Here is a 17,625-nt window from a genome sequence, read left to right as displayed (position 1 = left end):
CAGAACGATTTCGTGGCTCCAATCGAACTGGTAAGCCTCGCCCGGCGCAAAGCTCAGCGGCACAAAGGCGCTCGTCGTCTCGCTGGCATGGTCTCGCGCCCAATTCCGCGCATAACGCCGCACCGCGTCATACCCGCCGTCATAGCCAAGCGCCCGCAACTCTTCGAACACACGGATCAACGTCAGCCGCTCGCGCGCCGGCTTTGTTGCATTCTCCGCGAGCACTCGGTCGATCTCCGCCTTCCAGGCGCCGAGCTTGGGACGCGGCTGAATCTCCCGCTCGTAGGAAAACGACGTCTCGCCTGATCGCAGAACCTTGCGAACCGTATTGCGCGATATCTTCAGATCACGGGCAATCTCCTTGATCGACTTGCCCTTCTGGAAATGCTCCCGCCGAATCCGGCCAATCGTCTCCACAACAAGCATCCCCCACCGCCCGCTCGATGCCAAAGCGGGCAGACCTGCAAACAGTTCAGATGGGGGTCAATTTTGGACGCCGATCCCCCGGCTTAGGGGGTCAAAATTGCACGCCTAAACACACGCGTCCTATTAACGCTGCCTCGACGTCCTTGCCGTTTTCAAGAGGAATGATGAAAGACAGCAAAGTCGATCCGCAGGGGAAATAGACGTGACGAATATCGTCGCCGGGCTGATATAAAACCTGCCGAGGAGCAAGTTGCACCTTTTCGAGTTTTGGGGACAGGAGGGCCAGGTCCGCAGGATGCAACGCCCTTAAAAGATTGCTTCTGAGCGACAGGCTTCGGGATTGCGCATCAGGAGGAAGAAATTGCACGCGCGGGATCTCCCTCAAACAGGTCCTTAGAGCACGCAACCCTGTTTGTCTAGAACGAGAAATTCAGTATTTCATCTGTAGCCCCGTAGCAACTGTTCACAAGTGAACAGACTCGGCTTCGGTTTTCATATAGCAAATTCTTCCTAGCCTAGGTTCTCCGGCGCCCCCGAGATCCTCCCTGCACCGAGCCGTCTGCAAAACAAGTGCATCCATTGCCCTCCGCAGCTGACATTGCAATCGGAGCCAAATTACGCAATCGTGCCCGTCATTCGAGGAAGAATCATGCCGGCAAATTTTGAGGCGCTCGCGAGCGTTATCGAACAAAGCGAAAAGGACCTGCTTAGCCGATGGATCGCAGCGCTGACCGCGGCGGGCGCCACGCGCAGCGGTCAGACGTCCGATAAGGAGTTGAAAGACGCCTGCGGGCGATTCCTGAAAGAATTGCGTAACGCTCTTAAAAGCGGCGCCGGGGAAGATATCGCTAGCCCACCGTGGCAAGATGTCCGCGAGGTGCTCGAAGAGATTTCGACGGCCCGTGCGCTGCGTGGATACAGTCCCGTCGAAACCGCGTTATTTGTGTTCTCGCTGAAAGAGCCCCTGTTCGATCTGCTGCGGAAAGTTCTGGCGCGCGAAGAACACTTGGCCGACGTGCTGATTGCCTCGGGAGGGGTTCTCGATCGTCTCGGCTTATTCACCACCGAGGTTTATCAGAAGAGCCGCGAAGAGGTCATTAAGCGTCAACAGGACGAATTATTGGAGCTGTCGACTCCGGTCATTCAGCTTTGGGACAAGATCCTCGCGCTGCCGCTCATAGGCACGCTCGATAGCGCACGCACTCAAATCGTGATGGAGAATCTTCTACAAACGATCGTCGACGCGGAGGCTGAAATCGCCATCATCGACATCACGGGCGTCCCGGCCGTCGATACGTTGGTCGCCCAGCATTTGATCAAGACGGTGGCGGCGGCGCGGCTCATGGGCGCAGATTGCATCATCAGCGGCATCCGTCCGCAAATCGCCCAGACAATCGTCCATCTGGGACTCGATCTCCAGGTGGTCTCCAAAGCAACTATGGCGGATGCCCTCTCGCTGGCATTGAAAAAGACGGGTCAGAGGGTGGAACGCTTGGCGGCGCGAGGCTGATGCGGTGGACAAGATTCCGATCCTCAAAGTTGGCAAGTGCCTTCTCGTCACGATCCAAATCGACATGCATGATCGCCTCGCCATGGCGCTGCAGGACGATCTGACCAACGCAATCGTTTCCACCAAGTCCAAGGGAGTGTTGATTGACGTTTCCGCGCTTGAGATCGTCGATTCCTTCATTGGCCGCATGCTGAGCAACATAGCCAGCGCGTCACGGGTGCTTGACGCCGTCACCATTGTCGTGGGCATGCGGCCGCACGTCGCGATCACCCTCGTCGAACTGGGCGTTCAGCTGAGCGGCATTCGGACCGCCCGCAACGTTGATAAAGGTCTGGAGACGATCAACAGGCTGATCGAGCAGTCAGAGTCGACCGATGCTGACGGAGACGATTGAAACCGTTCCGATCCGAAGCTCGGAAGACATTGTTCGCGTAAGGCAGAAAGTCCGCTTTCACGCTGACGCAATGGGCATGAGCCTTATCGATCAGACCAAAATCATTACCGCCGCGAGCGAAATCGCACGAAACACCTTCGAGTATGGCGGAGGCGGCGAGCTGCTTTTGGAAATCCTTCGCGACGGCGCGCGCCGAGGATTGCGACTGACGTTTTCAGACGAAGGTCCCGGCATCGCGGATATTGAGCAGGCGATGCGCGATCACTTCACGACAGGCGGGGGGCTGGGGCTAGGTTTGGGAGGCGCAAAGCGGCTCGTCAACGAGTTCGACATAAAATCGCAACCGGGCGAGGGAACCCGCATCTCGCTCATTCGTTGGAAATGATATGCTGCTGCCGGTGGATGATCCTTCGCGAGTCGCGGAAGTGCGCAGGGCGGCGACGCAATTGGCGTCGTCACAAGATTTTCCGGAGGAAGCGGTCGGCAAAATAGCGATCGTCGCCACTGAACTCGCGACCAACATCCTCAAACACGCTGGAAAGGGCGAGTTTTCCATCGATCTCTTCGACGATGCTGACGGGCAGGGCGTCGAGCTGATGGCGCTAGATCGCGGGCCTGGGCTCGTCGATGTCGCAAAATGTCTCGGCGATGGATACTCGACCTTTGGCAGTTGCGGCTCCGGACTCGGAGCTGCGCAGCGCCTCTCTAGCGTCTTCGGCATCTATTCGAAGCCTTCGATGGGCGCTGCGGTGCTGGCGCGTTTTCGCGGGAACGGCGCAGCGTCGAAGATCCAATTCGTGACGGGCTCAGTCGTGGTGACATGTCCGGGGGAATCCATCTGCGGCGACGCATGGACGGCCACCGAGAACGGAGGAAAGATCGACGTTCTCGTGGTGGATGGAACGGGACACGGGCCCTTTGCGTCTGAAGCGGCGGCGCGCGCCCTCTCTACGTTCTCCTCCTGCCAGGACCTGACTGTCGCGCAGCATGTGGAGCGGATTCATCAGGCCCTTCGGCCGACCAGAGGCGCAGCCGTAGGACTTGCGCGTTTGAGCCTTGTGAGCGGCCAGGTGGAATTCTGCGGCGTTGGGAACATTTCCGGCGCGATCATCGGCGCAGCTGAAGCTCGGAGCCTGGTGTCCTATAATGGCATGGCCGGCAACGGGACCCCGACAATTCGTACTTTTCAGTATAGCCTGGCGCCGGGTAGTGTTATTGTCCTCCACAGCGATGGCTTGTCCGCGCGGTGGAACGTCGCGCAGTATCCCGGTCTTTTCGGGGCGCATCCGGCGCTTATCGCAGGAGTGCTGGCGCGGGATTATCGTCGGGGCCGAGACGACGCCACCGTGGTAGTGTTGCGCGCCTTGGGTGAGCGGTAATGCTTCGCATTTTGTCAGTGTCTTTGAAGGCCGAGCCGGATATCGTCTTCGCGCGCCAGCGCGCGCGCCAGCTTGCCGGACTGCTTGGATTCGACCGGCAGGACCAGACCCGCATCGCGACGGCTGTGTCCGAAATTGCGCGCAACGCCGTTGAATATGGCGGCAGCGGGTGCGTCAAGTTTTCGCTGGCGGGTTCTACGTCGCCGCAGCTGTTCCAGGCGACCATCTCGGACGAAGGCGCCGGGATCGCCAACCTTGAAGAAGTCCTTGCCGGGCGCCATCGCTCCACCACGGGCATGGGCGTCGGGCTGATCGGCGCGCGTCGGCTTGTGGATCAGTTTTCCATCCAGTCGACCAGTTCAGGCACCGTTGTGGCTCTCAAAAAGCTGCTGCCTGGAACGGCCAAGGTGTTTTCCCATTCTGATCTTGCGGATATTTCCGATCGCCTGCTGAGGGAAGACGCCAACGACCCAATGATTGAGCTGCGTCGGCAGAATCAGGAGCTTATTTTCAGTCTGGAGGAGGTCGAACGGCAACGCAAGGAGCTGGCTTCACTGAACGAAGAATTGCACGACACGAACCGCGGGGTGGTCGCTCTTTATTCCGATCTCGACGAAAAGGCGGAGCATCTGCGGCGCGCGGACAGCCTCAAATCTCGCTTTCTTTCCAACATGACTCACGAGTTCAGGACGCCGCTCAACTCGATTCTGGCGCTGACCCACCTGCTGCTCGATCGCTGCGACGGAGAACTCATGCCTGAGCAGGAGCGCCAAATTTCGTTCATCCGAAAATCGGCGGAGAGCCTGACCGAACTCGTTAATGACCTGCTCGATCTCGCCAAAGTCGAGGCCGGCCGGATCGAGATTAGGCCCGTCGAATTCCGGATTGGTGATCTCTTCGGCGCATTGCGCGGCATGCTGCGGCCGCTGCTCGTTGGAGACAAGGTCAATCTCGTCTTCGAGGACGCATCGTCGCTGCCGGCGATGTATAGCGATGAAGCCAAGATTTCGCAGGTGCTGCGCAACCTGATTTCAAATGCGCTGAAATTCACAGAGGCAGGGGAAATTCGCGTCAGGGCGTCACTATCTGACGGCTGTTTCACTTTCACGGTAAAGGACGACGGCATTGGCATCGCCCCAGAGCATCATGAACTCATTTTTCACGAGTTCTCACAGCTTGACGGCCCCATTCAGCGCAGAGTGAGGGGCACGGGACTGGGGCTCCCCTTGTCGAAACGGCTGTGCAAGCTTTTGGGTGGCGATATCCACGTCGACAGCGCGGTGGGCCGGGGATCGACCTTCTCGTTTACGCTACCGGCAGCATACGCTGGCCCCGCGATGGACCCAGCCGAGCTTTCAAACGAGCCGCCGCCGGAAGACGAGCGCATTCCTGTTCTTGCGGTCGAAGACGACCCCGTGGACATGATGGTCTATGAGGTCACCCTGCGCCACTCTCCTTACAGGCTCATCGGCGCGCGAACCTTGAAGGAGGCGCGGCGGAAAATTCAGGAAGTCAAGCCCCGCGCGATTATTCTCGATCTCGTGCTTGGAGGCGCAGACACTTGGGCGCTGCTCGCCGATCTTAAGAGCGCGCCGGTGTCACAGGGGATTCCCGTTCTTGTCGTTTCAACGATCGAGGACCGCGCGAAAGCGGCGCGCCTTGGCGCTGACGGCTATGGAATAAAGCCCATTGAACGCGCCTGGCTCCTGGCCAAGCTGCATCAATTGATCGACGACACAGAAGCAAAGCGCGTCCTTCTGATCGATGACGACGAAGCCTCGCGCTATATCATTCGTCGGTGTCTCGCGGACGAGCCCTACGTTCTCAGCGAAGCCGCGACAGGCGAAGCCGGGCTGGAGAGCGCCGCCGAGCAGCCTCCGGATCTGGTGTTGCTCGACCTCAAATTGCCAGGCATCAGCGGCTTCGATGTGCTCGATCGGCTGACGGACAATCCAAAAACAGCGCAGATCCCGATCGTGGTCGTCACGGCCACAGCTTTGAACGAACAGGATCTGGGACGCCTCGGCTGCGCCAAACAAGTCGTTGCCAAAAGCGGACTGTCGAAAGAGGCACTCGCTCCTGTGGTGGCTGAGGCGCTGGGCGGGGAGTTCAGCCATGAAGGTCGATAACGCCCATCTGCTGGTCGTCGACGATGTCGTCGAAGCGCGCTACGCCAAGGTGCGGGCGCTGCAAAAAGCGGGCTGGTCGGTCAGTGAAACGAGCGATGGCAAGGAGACGCTAGCCTTCGTCGCCTCGCGCCCGACGGACCTCGTCGTTCTCGATACTATGCTGCCTGACATTTTGGGCACGGAAGTGTGTCGAGAAATCAAGCGCACGCGGCCCGACATCATGGTGCTGCAAACCTCGGCCACCTTTATCGGCCCTGACGCCAAGGTAACAGCGCTCGACGCGGGCGCCGATGCCTATCTGGTGGAGCCTGCAGAAGCGCCGGTGCTGGTTGCCACGGTCATGGCCTTGTTACGCGCGAAAAGCGCTGAGGATCAGCTCCGCGTCGCGAATGAACGCCTCCTCGCTCGGACCCTTGAGTTGGAAGCGCTTCTTTGTAGTGCGCCAATTGGGCTCGCCTTTTTCGACAAGATCGGCGGCTGTCCACGCATTAACGACGAGTTCGCCGCTATAAACGCGCTCGCGGCGAAGGGAAAAATCCGACGCACGGTCGCAGAAATTTCGGACACTGCGAGTTCTTTCGAAGAGACCGTTATAGAGGTATTCTCCACGGGGACTGCTTTGCGGAACGTGGAGCTTTCCGAAGGCTCCGGCGCCGCTAGTCGGCATTGGTTGACAGGATTTTTCCCGGTGCGAGATGCCTCGAACGGCATCACGGCTGTGGGCTGTTGGGCGATCGATATTTCAGACCGGAAGAGAGCTGAAGAACACAAAGAGCTGCTGATCCATGAACTCGATCACCGGGTAAAAAATACGCTAACAATCGTGCAGTCGATTGCCTCACAGACATTTAAAGGTGCACAAGTCGGCCAGATAAAAGTCGATGACTTTTCAAGCAGGCTCTGCGCGCTTTCCGACGCGCACGATGTCTTAACGCGCGGCCACTGGATAGCCGCGGACCTTCGAGAGCTCGTGGTCAATGCCGCACAGCTTCATGGAGCGGCCGGTCGATTCAGCGTTGAAGGTCCTAATCTGAAACTTAAGCCTAAAGCGGCCTTGGCGCTCGCTATGGGACTGCACGAACTCTCGACCAATGCGGTCAAGTATGGGGCTCTATCTAACAAAGAGGGGCAGGTAAACGTTTGCTGGAGCATCGACCCGACGGCCGATCTGCCCCTCTTGCATCTGAGGTGGAAAGAAAAAGGGGGGCCATCGGTTGCTCCGCCGATGCATCGAGGATTCGGCTCGAAGCTGCTCGAAAAATTACTCGCTAGTGACCTACAAGGGACAATATCACTGGACTTTGCTCCCGATGGCGTTACCTGTGCAGTCAGCGCACCTATCGCCATATGCGAGGGGGACTACAACTGACTCGGCTGAGAGCATGCGAGTACTGTTGGTTGAGGATGAAGGGTTGGTAGCGCTCCTTCTTGAAGAGATGCTGCTCAACCTCGGCCACGAAGTCACAGGGCGTGCACAGTGTATTGAAGAAGCGCTGCAAGTTGCAGCTACTGCCGATTACGGACTTGCGATCCTCGACATAAATTTGAACGGAGTGGCGAGTTTTCCGGCTGCCGAAATCGTGCGAAACCGAAGTATTCCGATTGTTTTCGCAACCGGATATCGACACTCAGCCATTCCGCTGTTGTTCGAGGGAGCGGTCTGCTTGCAAAAGCCATTTAGCAAGGTTGAGTTGGGCTCGGCGATCGCAGCCGCCCTCACCCCAAGTCGCCGTTCCGTGTAAGGTCGGCGCTAGGCCTTTCATCGCCGCATCGCGGATTATCCGCTCAAACTCGACGAATACCTCCGTTGGAAGCGGAGAAGCCGCGTTTCACCAACCAATCATCAGGTCGAGTCGCGTTGCAATTTAAAATTAATGAATAGCTGCGGCAGCAGATGTCTCTCATGTTCAAACTAGCTGGTTTTCCTCGCATCGCCCTCAATGCCGACTCCAGGTCGTCCGCGCAACCACAGGGCAGCCCGGAATGGATGCCTGCAGCGGCCAGGAGAGCCCGGCGCCTTCCGCGCGTTCGAGCGCTTCCCGAACCGTCGAACGCGGCATGACGAGACGCCGGGAAATCTCGTGCGCTGAACCGACGTGGTCTTCAGCCTAATAATCTCGCGCGCCTGGCGCATCGTAATCCGCTCCGCTGGCATCAATCGCTCCCCCTTGGATTTGCCAGAGAAGCGACTTGATCAGGCCAACGGCGTCGGTGAGTTACTGCACGAAATCACCCGGGCGGGAACATTACGTCGCAGGGAGAGGGATCATCTCGGAATCGGGGGGCCATCATTCAGTAACGGGCGGGCGCCTTATCTCGTTTTAGGGGGCGCCATCAAGCGGAATCAGCAAGCTCTGCCTTTTGGCATAGATGAAAACTTGTTCCGCTATGCCGCGGGTAGCGCCTCGAGTCCAGAAGTCGTCTTAGAGATTCAACGGAAACAAGAATCTCATCGATAATTTGCCACTCTGGACAATTGGAGCTGACGAAGGCTCATCGCTATGACGCTAATGTCTGAGCGCCTCTGAGCTGAGGCAGCAGCGCTTTGAGCGTCGGCGCGCTCCTCCTTCGCTAGTTTGGGAACTTTCGCACGCGGGATGGGGTTTCACCCGTGTTAAGCGAAGGAGAGTAAGATGACTTTGCACGATTGGCTCGTTTGGGGTGCCTTTGCTTTTTTTGGTCTATCGATGTGTTACTTCGGGGAATCGTTGTGGTGGGCGGTGCACGACCTAGATGTTCTGTGGGAAGGCTGCCTTATATCGAGCGGCATATTTGCCGCGTCAGCAGCTCTCGCACCGGCACCTGATTCGGTTCGGTCGCGTAAAGTGCATAAGCCCCGCTAAGTCGTGTGGACGAGGGAATCCAAATTTAGGCGCAAATCAGTTTCGAGGCTGCCTTTGCGCAGGCGGCCTTGGAGTGATGGATCGACTGGTTTTGACCGACGAATGTTTCTTCTCAAAACTCAAGCACGGCTAGTAGCCGGTAATAGGGTGATGTGCTGCAGAAAATGCTTCGCTCTCGCCTCATCGTCGATTCGCAGGCCACGGCGCCACAAGAGGTTGAGCTGGTCCTCAATCGATAGGGCCGGCTTTGCAAACCTCATCCCCACGAATTTACGCAGCATCTCTCTTACGAAGAGCTCCCGCGACTCGTCGATTTGCTCGGAAAGGCAAAAAAAGTGAAACTAGGATTGGCGCGGCGGCTCGCTTTACTGCTTGCCCTCTCGCCGTCACGTAAATATCTTGCGGCGAGCTCAGCAGTGGGGGCAGCGTGGCTTGGGTCGCCAAAGTTCATAAGCTATCGAATCGGCTACGAGGACCGCAGGGATGGCTTGTCGCCGCCGCATGCTTTGGGGCGAGCTTGGCGATTCGTTTTTTGCTTGCGCCCTGGCTCGATTCCCTAAAATTTATGATGTTCTATCCGGCTATAGCGGGCGCGACGATGCTTTGCGGATGGACGCGAGGCGTCCCCGTTCTACTGCTTTCAGCAGCGGCGGCTTGGTACTTGTTTTACCTCCCGGCATATAGCTTTGAGATATAGGACGCGGATACGGTCGTCGCGCTCGTTGGATTTCTTCTGGTTGGCGGTTTTCTCGTTGTGCTTATTGCCGGGATGACGGGCCTCATTCAGCGGCTCGAATTCGCCAACCGACCGCAGGAAAGCCTCTTCCAAGAACTGCAGCATCGTGTCGCCAACAACCTGCAGGTCGTTGTGGCCATGCTACAGGGTGTCAGACGCGATTTGTCCGACGAAGCCATTGCTTGCTGAAGCGATCGCGCAGGCGCAAGACCGCATCGCCATGATGTCGGATTTGCATCGCCGTCTATATGACCGGACGGCCTACGAAAACGGCTTGGCGCCGCTGATGACGGACGTGCTCCACGAAGTTTTTCGAGACCTGCCCGTTCTTGTCAGCGTCGACATCGCATCCGACATCGATCTTTCGCTGGACCAGATGACTGCGATCTCCCTGCTCGTCAATGAGGCTGCGATGAACGCCGCTAAGCACGTCTTTCGGAAGGGAGCGGGGACGACCTTCAAGGTCGAATTGCTTAAGCAGACAGACGGCTTGCGCTTGCTCATCCATGATGACGGACCAGGGATAAGGCGGGATTCGGCAGGCGAACGTCAGTCGTTCGGCATGAGCATCATGGACACGTTTGAGCGCCAGCTCGGCGGCTCCCTGCGAGGCCGGCGGCCGTGGTGAAGGCGACGGACAGCCCGCGCTGGCAAGCGGCGAGGCCGAGCGCCAGGCAGACATGCGTCTTGCCCGTGCCGCTGTTGCCGAGGGCGATGATGTTGTCGCGGGCGACGACATATTCGCAACGGGCGAGATCCAGCACGAGCGGTTTGTTGAGCGAGGGGATGGCGGTAAAGTCGAAGGTGTCGAAGCTTTTCACCGCCGGAAAACGGGCGGCGCGGATGCGTCGCTCGACCATGCGTCGTTCGCGGTCGATGAGTTCGAGTTCGACGAGGCGTAGAAGGTATCGGACGTGATCCTGACCTTCGCGCGCCGCCTCGGCGGCGACCTTCTCGTATTCCCGCAGGATTGTCGGCAATTTGAGCTGCCGCAGATGATGGCCGAGCAAAACCCGCGGCGGCGCAGGGATATCGGCAGAGGCGGACGTGTTCATGCCGCCTCCCTGGAAACGAGCGCGAGATAATCGGCGGCGATGTCGTCTTGACGTTCAGTGACGGCAGGTAGGGATAGGCGGAAAGATCGAGACGCGCGGGCCTGTTCTCAGTTCTTGCGATGACGAGTTGTTTGACTGCGTCGAAACCGATGGCGCCCAGCCTTATGGCGTCGAGCGCCGCGCCTATGACGACGGCTTCGGGAAACACTTCCGTCAGCCGCAGCACCTGAATGAACTCGCGTTTGCCGCGCTTGCCCATGCGCGTTTCCAGAAGTCGGCGCAGATGCGCGAGCGTCTCCGGCAGCGTCCAGCCCTGCAAGGGCGCCGCCTGATCGAGCGCGCCGGGCTTTTGTTCGAGCAGCGCCAGATAATGACGCGGCTCAAAAATAAAATCGTCGCGGGCGTAACTACGCGCATGACGGGCGATCAGGGCGCCGTCGCAGAAAATGGCGACCTCGTCGACGAAGCCTTTCGCCAGCACGTCGCGAAAGCCATACTTTGTGGGAACCGAATAATCGTTCGTGCGATAGCGGACGAGCGACAGGGACGAGACCTTTGTCGCGACCTTGTGGCAAGCCTCGAACGGCGCGGCGGGAAGTTCTCGAAAGGCGGCCATGTCGGCGACGAGCCTCTCGCCGATCGTCTGCTCATGCCGGCCGGCGCGCTCGTTCTGGCGAGCGCGGCAGCGCTCCGCGAGCCTGGCGTTGAGCGCTTCGATGGACGGCGCATGCGGAACGGGCGTCAGAAAATTGGCCCGCGAATATTTTACCAGCCCTTCTACTTTCCCCTTGTCGTTGCCCTTGCCCGGACGACCAAAGCGATCGTCGAACAAAAAGTGGCTGACGAGTTCGGTAAAGGCTTGCGTGCGCCGCCGTTCGCCGCCGCCCAGTATCTTCGCCACGGCGATCTTGAGATTGTCGTAGAGAATCGACAGCGGAACGCCGCCAAAGAACGCGAAGGCCGAGACATGGCCATCAAGAAAGGCCTCCGTCGTCTCCGCCGCGTAAGCCTTGATGAAGCAGGCGTCCGAATGCGGCAGGTCGAAGCAGAACACATGCAGCTTCATCCGCACGCCGCCGATGACGCCGACGCATTCGCCAAAATCCACCTGCGCGTGACCCGGCGGATGAGCGAGCGGCACGAAGACCTCGCGCGAGCGCGTGCGCGCCAGCCGCACATAATCCTTCACCACTGTGTAGCCGCCGGCAAAGCCGTGCTCATCCCGCAGCCGTTCGAAAATCCGCTTCGCCGTATGCCGCTGCTTCGGCGGCGCCGTCTTGTCCGTCTCCAGGATCGAGTCAATCACCGGGAGCAGCGGCCCCAGCTTCGGCCGCTTCGGCGCCTTTGTGCGCACGTAACCCGGCGGCGCCGAATAGCGGCACATCTTCGCGATCGTGTCCCGGCTCAGTCCAAACACGCGCGCCGCTTCACGCCGGCCATTGCCCTCAATGAAAACAAAGCGTCGAACCGCCGCGTAAATCTCCATCGCAAACATCCCCGGCCGCCCTCCCGAATCAATGTTCGGGAAGTCAGCCTAAAACTGGCCGGGTTTTACGCCGCCACGCGGCCGCAATATGCGCCGCTCAATGGCCGATTATTGCGCCGCCGCGTACATTTTCCGCCATGTATGCAGGTAGCTAGCGGTCCAAGAGCTTTCAACCTTAACTTCCGTCAAGACTCGGCTGCGCTGCTGTGAGTGCGCAAAGGCTATTCCTTTTTGTTGATGGGCGACCCTTCTGGAGAGGGCGAGTCGCCTTGATGTTCAGATTAAGGCGAAACGCCTGAGTTGATTGGATCAGGCTTTTTGCCCAGCAAATAGCGATAAGGATGCTTCTCAAACCCGCGCAATAGATTCACCATGACCAATGGCAGCGGATCCGGAGCAAGCTGCGAGAACATCTCTCTAAGCTGCTCCACCAATCGCTTCAGGTTGCGCTCGTGATCTCGCTCACATGTTTGCGACGGCCGGCGCCGATTTTCCTGTGGTGCCATTTGCCGCCCTTTACATGGAAAAGTTCAAAGCGTTGTCGGGCTGGATTGTTCCACAGCTCCCAGATCTTCGATCGGACCATGAGGTCGAGAGGATGCGCCAACTGAAAGTGTAAAAGCTGGTCGGTGCGCCAAAGGGGCCATCGAGCAAGAAAAACGCCCCGCCGTTCATCACGGTCGGGTCATCCCCCGCGCATACGAGCAGAGCGGGATCGAAGGGCAGGCCCTGGACTTCAGGCGTCGTGCAGGGCGTGATGTAAAATATCACTATGTAATCGGAAGGGCGGCTAGTCCCTCAAGCATACGACACTGACCGACGCTCACGCGCGAGTGGAGGAGATTTTCGACCTCAACGATTTAGGCGGAAAGCGACTTGTTCGGCACGACTCTCGCCCGGAACCATTGGCTTGGCGAGCGAGTTACTCTCGGGAGCCGCGACTCTTATCTAACTATTCAGCGGGGAGTGTCTGATGCGAAATCTGCTCTTGGCGTCGAGCGCCTTCTTTCTTCTATTCATTGCGCCGGCACGGGCTGATCGTCCCCTCTCCGAAGAGGAGCGAATGAAAATACAGTCAGTGATGACAGCTCAAGGCTGTACAGGCGAAAAGATGGGGTTCGACGACGGAGGTTACAAAGTCGACGACGCTCGGTGCAGCGACGACAAGATCTATGATTTGAAATTCGACGCAGGGTTCAGTCTGATCGAAAAAGTGCTAAAGCGCTGATAGCAACCCGCGGCTGTACGCGAGTCGCGCGCGGAGCAAGAAACGCGGAAGGCTGAAGACGGGCGAGCGCAAGATGGCGGACGAACGATAAAAAGACCGCGACGTGCAGCCGCGGTTAAGGGGAATCAACAGGAGAGTCGCTGCCGCGTCTCTTGGGGCGACATCTGTCAAATTGCCTTCAAAGCGCGCCTAGGCAAGCGTGGCGGGCGCAAAACTAACTTCGATTTTGGAGCTAAGACCGATCTTCGCGAGTCAAACCGAGGCTCTCCTCCAACGAAAGCTCCGTATGCGGTATCCAACCCGCGAATGAGAAACGCACAACCGTCGGAATGATGTCGGCGTCCTAACGCTACCTCGCCAAACATGTTCGCCCTCGCCTCATAGGAGACGTCGCGCGCGCAGAAGGCGCTTGAAAAAGATCCATAGCTAAAATTGCCCGCTGATTGGCACTGTGCATTCAACGCACGTTCAGTAGACCGTATTTTAGGGGAAATGAAAAAAGGCAATCCCTTGATCGTTGCTGATGGCTATCACCGGATCTATGCTGTCTATAGGTGTGGCGAACGCGCATCTTTCTCCTGTCGAATAGCGAAGGGCGGATAGGTTCTGACGATCACGTTCCTCCACAGCGCCTTTCACGGTATTAGCATCGAGCCGCAATAGCGTTTGGCTATGGCTGAGCCACCGTTCCTTCGATCTAAATGCTGTGTCGACCTGATGTCAAGGCAGCACACGGTACTCTCCAGCTTGGTTGAACCTATCAGAAGAAGGAAACTGTAGGACGCTGAACAGCGGGTCATGGACGCGACGCCAGAGCAGTGAGAAAGGACAATTCACAGTCACTGCGTGGCGTGGCGCGCAATGCGAAAGCGCTTGAACTCTCAATCGATGATCTCAGTAACGATGATATTTCGTGACCACGACGACAACAGGCGCCGTCGCTAGTCGATAAGGGACAGTTGCCCTCCGTCATGCGAATTGATTCCTCCAAGGTTGGAGATGATCACGCCAAGCAGGCATATTCCCTGCGACGTCGGAAACACCGGAGCCAACAGCGTTTCGCTGATTGTCGCTAAGTCGGTTAGTGAGCCGACGCCGCTGGGCAAACTTCGACTGCGAGTGATCTGATGGAAATCGGCATACTTCGCCTTGAGCGTCACGGTCCTACCGCGAATGGAATTGGCCTCGCAACAGCGCCACACCTTGGCGACCAGCGGCGCCAGCTCTGCGCGCGCCGCCTCGAGATCGTAGATGTCGACGGTGAAGGTATCCTCGGCGCCGGCCGACTTGCGAGGCCTGTCGGGTTCAACAGGGCGTTCGTCGATCCCGCGTGCTATCTTGTAGTACCAGGTGCCCGACTTCCCGAAATTATGCTGCCGAAAGCCGAGGGATTTCGCCTTTAAATCCGCGCCTGTCTCGATGCCAAGACGTTGCATCTTCGCCGCAGTCGCAGGTCCAACGCCGTGGAATTTCTTGACAGCAAGGGCTTCGACGAATGCTGGCCCCATAAGGGGGGTGATGACGGCCTGGCCATTCGGCTTATTGAGATCGCTCGCCGTCTTTGCGAGGAACTTGCAGTAGGAAATCCCGGCCGAAGCATTCAAACCCGTCTCAGCCTTGCGCGATGAACGGCCCTATGGATCGACGGCGCCGCCCGTATCTTCCCTGGCTCAAAGCTCAACGCGCAATGGACCGCAGGCCTTCACGAGTCTGCGTCAGAGCCAATGTTGGACGTCGACAACGGGTCAATTTTGCGAGCCGATTGACATCCCGAATGACCCCAATTCTCTTCCACTCCACCTCCTTTCAGCAATCCACCCAATCTGTCTCAAAGATCTCGACGCTGGACATTTTGCCGGGTTCTTTCCTGATCAATAGCGCAACCGGCGAATTCTCTGATGCGCTGCTCGCGCTCGCCTTGAGGCCGCCGATTACGACGTTCCCGCTTTTGCCGGCGCGGCGTTCAAGGAAGAGTCGATATCCAGCGCGTGGCGCTTGAGCTCGTCTTCCTTGCGCGTCGCGTACGCCCAGACGTGACCGAAGGGATCGCGCACTGTTCCGCTACGATCGCCGTAGTAGCTATTCTGCAGACCGCAGACCCTTGGTGAAGATTGAATCAACGTCGGGCACATATACATTCAGGCCAACAGACGAACCGCCAAGCGTTCTCCGCGACGCTAACCCGCTCTCTTCATAGACATCGGAGAGCATGACGATCAAATCGGCTATCATGATCTCAGCATGTGCAATGAGACCATTGCGGAGTTCGATGCGCACGCGCTCCTTGGCGCCGAAAGCGCTACTGTAGAAATCGAGCGCTTTCGCTGCGCCGGCGATGCAGAGATAGGGTGTCACTTTGCCATAAGGCGCTGGAACTGATGTGTCGGTCATGTTTCTCGCTTCGGTATCGCTCCATCTGCACTAGGGCTCGGACTCATAACCAATAACTGACGGTCGCGGCGAGGCAGACTGCTGCGAGGAAGTTCGCTGCGTTTCGGTCGTAGCGCGTGGCGACGCGCCTGAAGTCCTTCAATCGGCAGAACATGCGTTCGATGGCGTTGCGGTTGCGATAGAGGAAGGGCGAGAAGCAGTTCTTCCATTTGCGATTGGCCTTGGCGGAATGTTCGGCATGACGCCGCCGTTCTCGACTTGCCGACGGATGGCGTCGCTGTCGTAACCTTTGTCGCCATGCAGGATGTCGCAAGCGGGAAGCCGCGCAAGAAGTGCGGCGCCGGCCGTGCAATCGGCGACGTTGCCGCCGGTGAGCAGGAAGGCGATCGGGCGACATTGAGCATCGGTCAACGCATGGATTTTCGTGGTGCGTCCGCCACGCGAACGCCCGATGGCGTGATTTTTCTCCCCCCTTTGCCGCCGCTTGCCGAGCGATGCGCTTTCACTGCCGAGGAGTCGATGAGAACCTCCGCCGGCGGCCCGCCAGCTTGCGCCAATGCCTGGAAGAGATCGACCCAGACGCCTTTTGCCGCCCAGCGCACATAACGATTGTAGAGCGTCTTCCTGGGCCCATAGTCCGGCGGCGCGTCGATCCAGCGACCGCCCGACTTGAGCACATGAACGATGCCGCTGATCACCCGACGGTCGTCAACGCGCGCCTTGCCGCGCGTGTCAGTGGGAAGATGCGGCGCGATCTTCGCAAACTGCGCGTCCGTCAGCCAGAAGTGGTCCAGAATCATCGGCGTTCCCTTTCAGAAAGCCGTGAATCACAACGCTTGGTTCATGCCAAGCGTTTTATGGGTCCGAGCCCTAAGCACGAAATCCCCAGATGAACGCGCAACGAGCCCAGATACGCTGCAGGAACAGATCGTCTCGCCGCGGTTACCGCTCTGGCGTAGGCGATGCCAATCCGTCGACAGTCGAACTTTAACGACTTGATGAGACGGAGTCTGCTTAGCGCAAAAAGCGGTCTTTTAAGGGCATGAGCAATCTTGTGGACAGTGATCAACTACCCAGTTGTCATGCTCCTTCCCTAGGTGCTTCGCGCTAAACGCATCAGCTCGCGAGATTCATTGAGCCGTTGCAAAGAGGCGTCGGATCGTTAGCCGCAGCAGATTCGCCCATGCTTGGGCCATGGGGAGCGATCTGCGCTCCTGCTCCACTGCGCAATTGAGCTGGAATTCAGGCCTATATGCAGCCTCTTGCATGCCTTCGATTGCTCCCCCTTCGAATTGGTCTCGCCGAATTAACGAAGTCGTTCCATCTTTAGGCGGGGCGCCCTTGAAGACAAATCGCCGACGCGCCTTATGATAGGCGGGATCAGGTCCAAAGAAATTCGCCCGCATCCACTGAAGTTCCTCGTCGCGATAGCTCGCCAGTGGTTTGGCCAATTCGTCATCGAGCCGCCGCTGAAGTTTTTTCACCAGGCGCGCGGCGTAATCCGGCTCCTGCGCCAGCGCCATGGCGCGCAGCCTCAGCTCTTTCTCAAACATTTCTATGTCTTCGCCGAAGACCTCATCGAGAAAGCCGATCTCGCAAGCTTTCTTCGCGCCCAGGGGCTGGCAGCCTTGCGTAAGTTCCAGCGCTTTTGCCTGCCCCACGCGCTTTGGGAGCAAATAAGTCCAATATTCCGAGCCGTAGAGTTCCCCCATGCTGCGGTAGTGAGGATTAAGAACGACGCTCGGGCGCGCAAAAACCTGATCAGCAGCCAACGCCAGAATCGCGCCGCCTGCGCCGGCGTTGCCACGCATGCCCGCGATCACGATATGCGACATGGTGTTGATGACTTCATGCACCAGATCGTCCATGGCGTTGATGTTTCGCCATGACTCTTCAGCCGGGTCGGCGCTCGCTTCGATCACGTTCAAATGGATGCCGTTCGACCAGAAATCGCGTCCGCCGAGCAGCACGATGACTTTGGTGGGACGCGAGCGGGCGTAAAGGAAAGCGTCGCGCAGACGCTTGCATTGCGCCGTGCTCATCGCGCC

General features: G+C 58.3%; 15 protein-coding genes and 5 pseudogenes. 10 read left to right on the top strand and 10 right to left on the bottom strand.

Features of this window, described 5'->3' with window-relative positions; all coding sequences use genetic code 11:
- Positions 1-426 (bottom strand): annotated as a pseudogene (locus IYY11_RS00945) (IS21 family transposase); the annotation flags it as partial.
- Between the two features lie 91 nt (positions 427-517).
- Positions 518-793, bottom strand: a complete 276-nt coding sequence (locus IYY11_RS00940; protein ID WP_196402395.1) for a hypothetical protein — start codon at positions 791-793, stop codon at positions 518-520.
- A gap of 282 nt (positions 794-1,075) precedes the next feature.
- Between IYY11_RS00940 and IYY11_RS00935 the strand changes: the two genes are divergently transcribed.
- Genes IYY11_RS00935 through IYY11_RS00905 form a run of 7 tightly spaced genes read left to right on the top strand, consistent with a single transcriptional unit; the run spans position 1,076 to position 7,580 of the window.
- Positions 1,076-1,936, top strand: coding sequence for an STAS domain-containing protein (locus IYY11_RS00935; protein WP_196402394.1), 861 nt, complete (start codon positions 1,076-1,078; stop codon positions 1,934-1,936).
- Between the two features lie 4 nt (positions 1,937-1,940).
- The gene (locus IYY11_RS00930) at positions 1,941-2,330 is read left to right on the top strand and encodes an STAS domain-containing protein (protein WP_196402393.1); all 390 of its coding nucleotides are present in this window, start codon (positions 1,941-1,943) and stop codon (positions 2,328-2,330) included.
- The gene (locus IYY11_RS00925; RefSeq protein ID WP_196402392.1) at positions 2,311-2,715 is read left to right on the top strand and encodes an anti-sigma regulatory factor; all 405 of its coding nucleotides are present in this window, start codon (positions 2,311-2,313) and stop codon (positions 2,713-2,715) included. The genes IYY11_RS00930 and IYY11_RS00925 overlap by 20 nt, the downstream gene beginning before the upstream one ends.
- Before the next feature lies 1 nt (position 2,716).
- Positions 2,717-3,709: an ATP-binding SpoIIE family protein phosphatase gene (locus tag IYY11_RS00920; protein WP_196402391.1), complete on the top strand. Its 993-nt coding sequence runs from the start codon at positions 2,717-2,719 to the stop codon at positions 3,707-3,709.
- Positions 3,709-5,838, top strand: a complete 2,130-nt coding sequence (locus IYY11_RS00915) for an ATP-binding protein (RefSeq protein ID WP_196402390.1) — start codon at positions 3,709-3,711, stop codon at positions 5,836-5,838. Before IYY11_RS00920 ends, IYY11_RS00915 begins: the two co-directional genes overlap by 1 nt.
- A complete protein-coding gene (locus tag IYY11_RS00910; protein ID WP_196402389.1) occupies positions 5,825-7,207 on the top strand; it encodes an HWE histidine kinase domain-containing protein in 1,383 nt (460 codons plus the stop codon). Before IYY11_RS00915 ends, IYY11_RS00910 begins: the two co-directional genes overlap by 14 nt.
- 13 nt (positions 7,208-7,220) lie before the next feature.
- Positions 7,221-7,580: a response regulator gene (locus IYY11_RS00905; RefSeq protein WP_196402388.1), complete on the top strand. Its 360-nt coding sequence runs from the start codon at positions 7,221-7,223 to the stop codon at positions 7,578-7,580.
- A 1,741-nt stretch (positions 7,581-9,321) separates the two neighbouring features.
- On the opposite strand, the gene IYY11_RS22560 is transcribed toward IYY11_RS00905, so the two are convergent.
- Positions 9,322-9,522, bottom strand: a complete 201-nt coding sequence (locus tag IYY11_RS22560; RefSeq protein ID WP_246719541.1) for a hypothetical protein — start codon at positions 9,520-9,522, stop codon at positions 9,322-9,324.
- Between IYY11_RS22560 and IYY11_RS22555 the strand changes: the two genes are divergently transcribed.
- Together IYY11_RS22555 and IYY11_RS22550 are read left to right on the top strand one after the other, a co-directional pair.
- The gene (locus tag IYY11_RS22555) at positions 9,451-9,606 is read left to right on the top strand and encodes a histidine kinase dimerization/phosphoacceptor domain -containing protein (RefSeq protein ID WP_246719538.1); all 156 of its coding nucleotides are present in this window, start codon (positions 9,451-9,453) and stop codon (positions 9,604-9,606) included. The two genes, IYY11_RS22560 and IYY11_RS22555, sit on opposite strands and share 72 nt — an antisense overlap.
- A gap of 31 nt (positions 9,607-9,637) precedes the next feature.
- The gene (locus tag IYY11_RS22550; protein WP_409455203.1) at positions 9,638-10,045 is read left to right on the top strand and encodes an ATP-binding protein; all 408 of its coding nucleotides are present in this window, start codon (positions 9,638-9,640) and stop codon (positions 10,043-10,045) included.
- Here the strand turns inward: IYY11_RS22550 and IYY11_RS00895 are convergent.
- Both IYY11_RS00895 and istA read right to left on the bottom strand, forming a co-directional pair.
- Positions 10,026-10,472, bottom strand: a pseudogene (locus IYY11_RS00895) (ATP-binding protein); the annotation flags it as partial. The gene IYY11_RS22550 and the pseudogene IYY11_RS00895 sit on opposite strands and share 20 nt — an antisense overlap.
- Positions 10,469-11,967: pseudogene (gene istA / locus IYY11_RS00890) on the bottom strand (IS21 family transposase). The pseudogenes IYY11_RS00895 and istA, both read right to left, overlap by 4 nt.
- Positions 11,968-12,931: 964 nt before the next feature.
- Here istA and IYY11_RS00885 point away from each other — a divergent pair.
- Positions 12,932-13,186 (top strand): PepSY domain-containing protein, encoded by a 255-nt coding sequence (locus IYY11_RS00885; protein WP_196402387.1) that lies wholly within the window; start codon positions 12,932-12,934, stop codon positions 13,184-13,186.
- Between the two features lie 941 nt (positions 13,187-14,127).
- Here IYY11_RS00885 and IYY11_RS00880 read toward each other — a convergent pair.
- The 5 genes and pseudogenes from IYY11_RS00880 to IYY11_RS00865 all read right to left on the bottom strand — a co-directional run.
- A pseudogene (locus tag IYY11_RS00880) lies at positions 14,128-14,817 on the bottom strand (DNA polymerase thumb domain-containing protein); the annotation flags it as partial.
- 300 nt (positions 14,818-15,117) lie between these two features.
- On the bottom strand, positions 15,118-15,240 hold the full coding sequence (locus IYY11_RS23160; protein WP_281431653.1) for a hypothetical protein: 123 nt from the start codon (positions 15,238-15,240) through the stop codon (positions 15,118-15,120).
- Between the two features lie 25 nt (positions 15,241-15,265).
- A complete protein-coding gene (locus IYY11_RS00875; protein WP_210331182.1) occupies positions 15,266-15,577 on the bottom strand; it encodes a hypothetical protein in 312 nt (103 codons plus the stop codon).
- Positions 15,578-15,620: 43 nt separating this feature from the next.
- Positions 15,621-16,377, bottom strand: a pseudogene (locus tag IYY11_RS00870) (IS5 family transposase).
- Between the two features lie 330 nt (positions 16,378-16,707).
- On the bottom strand, positions 16,708-17,625 hold a 918-nt coding region (locus tag IYY11_RS00865; RefSeq protein ID WP_196402385.1), incomplete at its 5' end, for an enoyl-CoA hydratase/isomerase family protein.

The sequence above is a fragment of the Methylocystis sp. H62 genome (genome assembly GCF_015709515.1).
Taxonomy (GTDB): domain Bacteria; phylum Pseudomonadota; class Alphaproteobacteria; order Rhizobiales; family Beijerinckiaceae; genus Methylocystis.
Note: the sequence above shows the minus strand (reverse complement) of the source record. Positions and strands in the feature narration are given on the sequence as shown.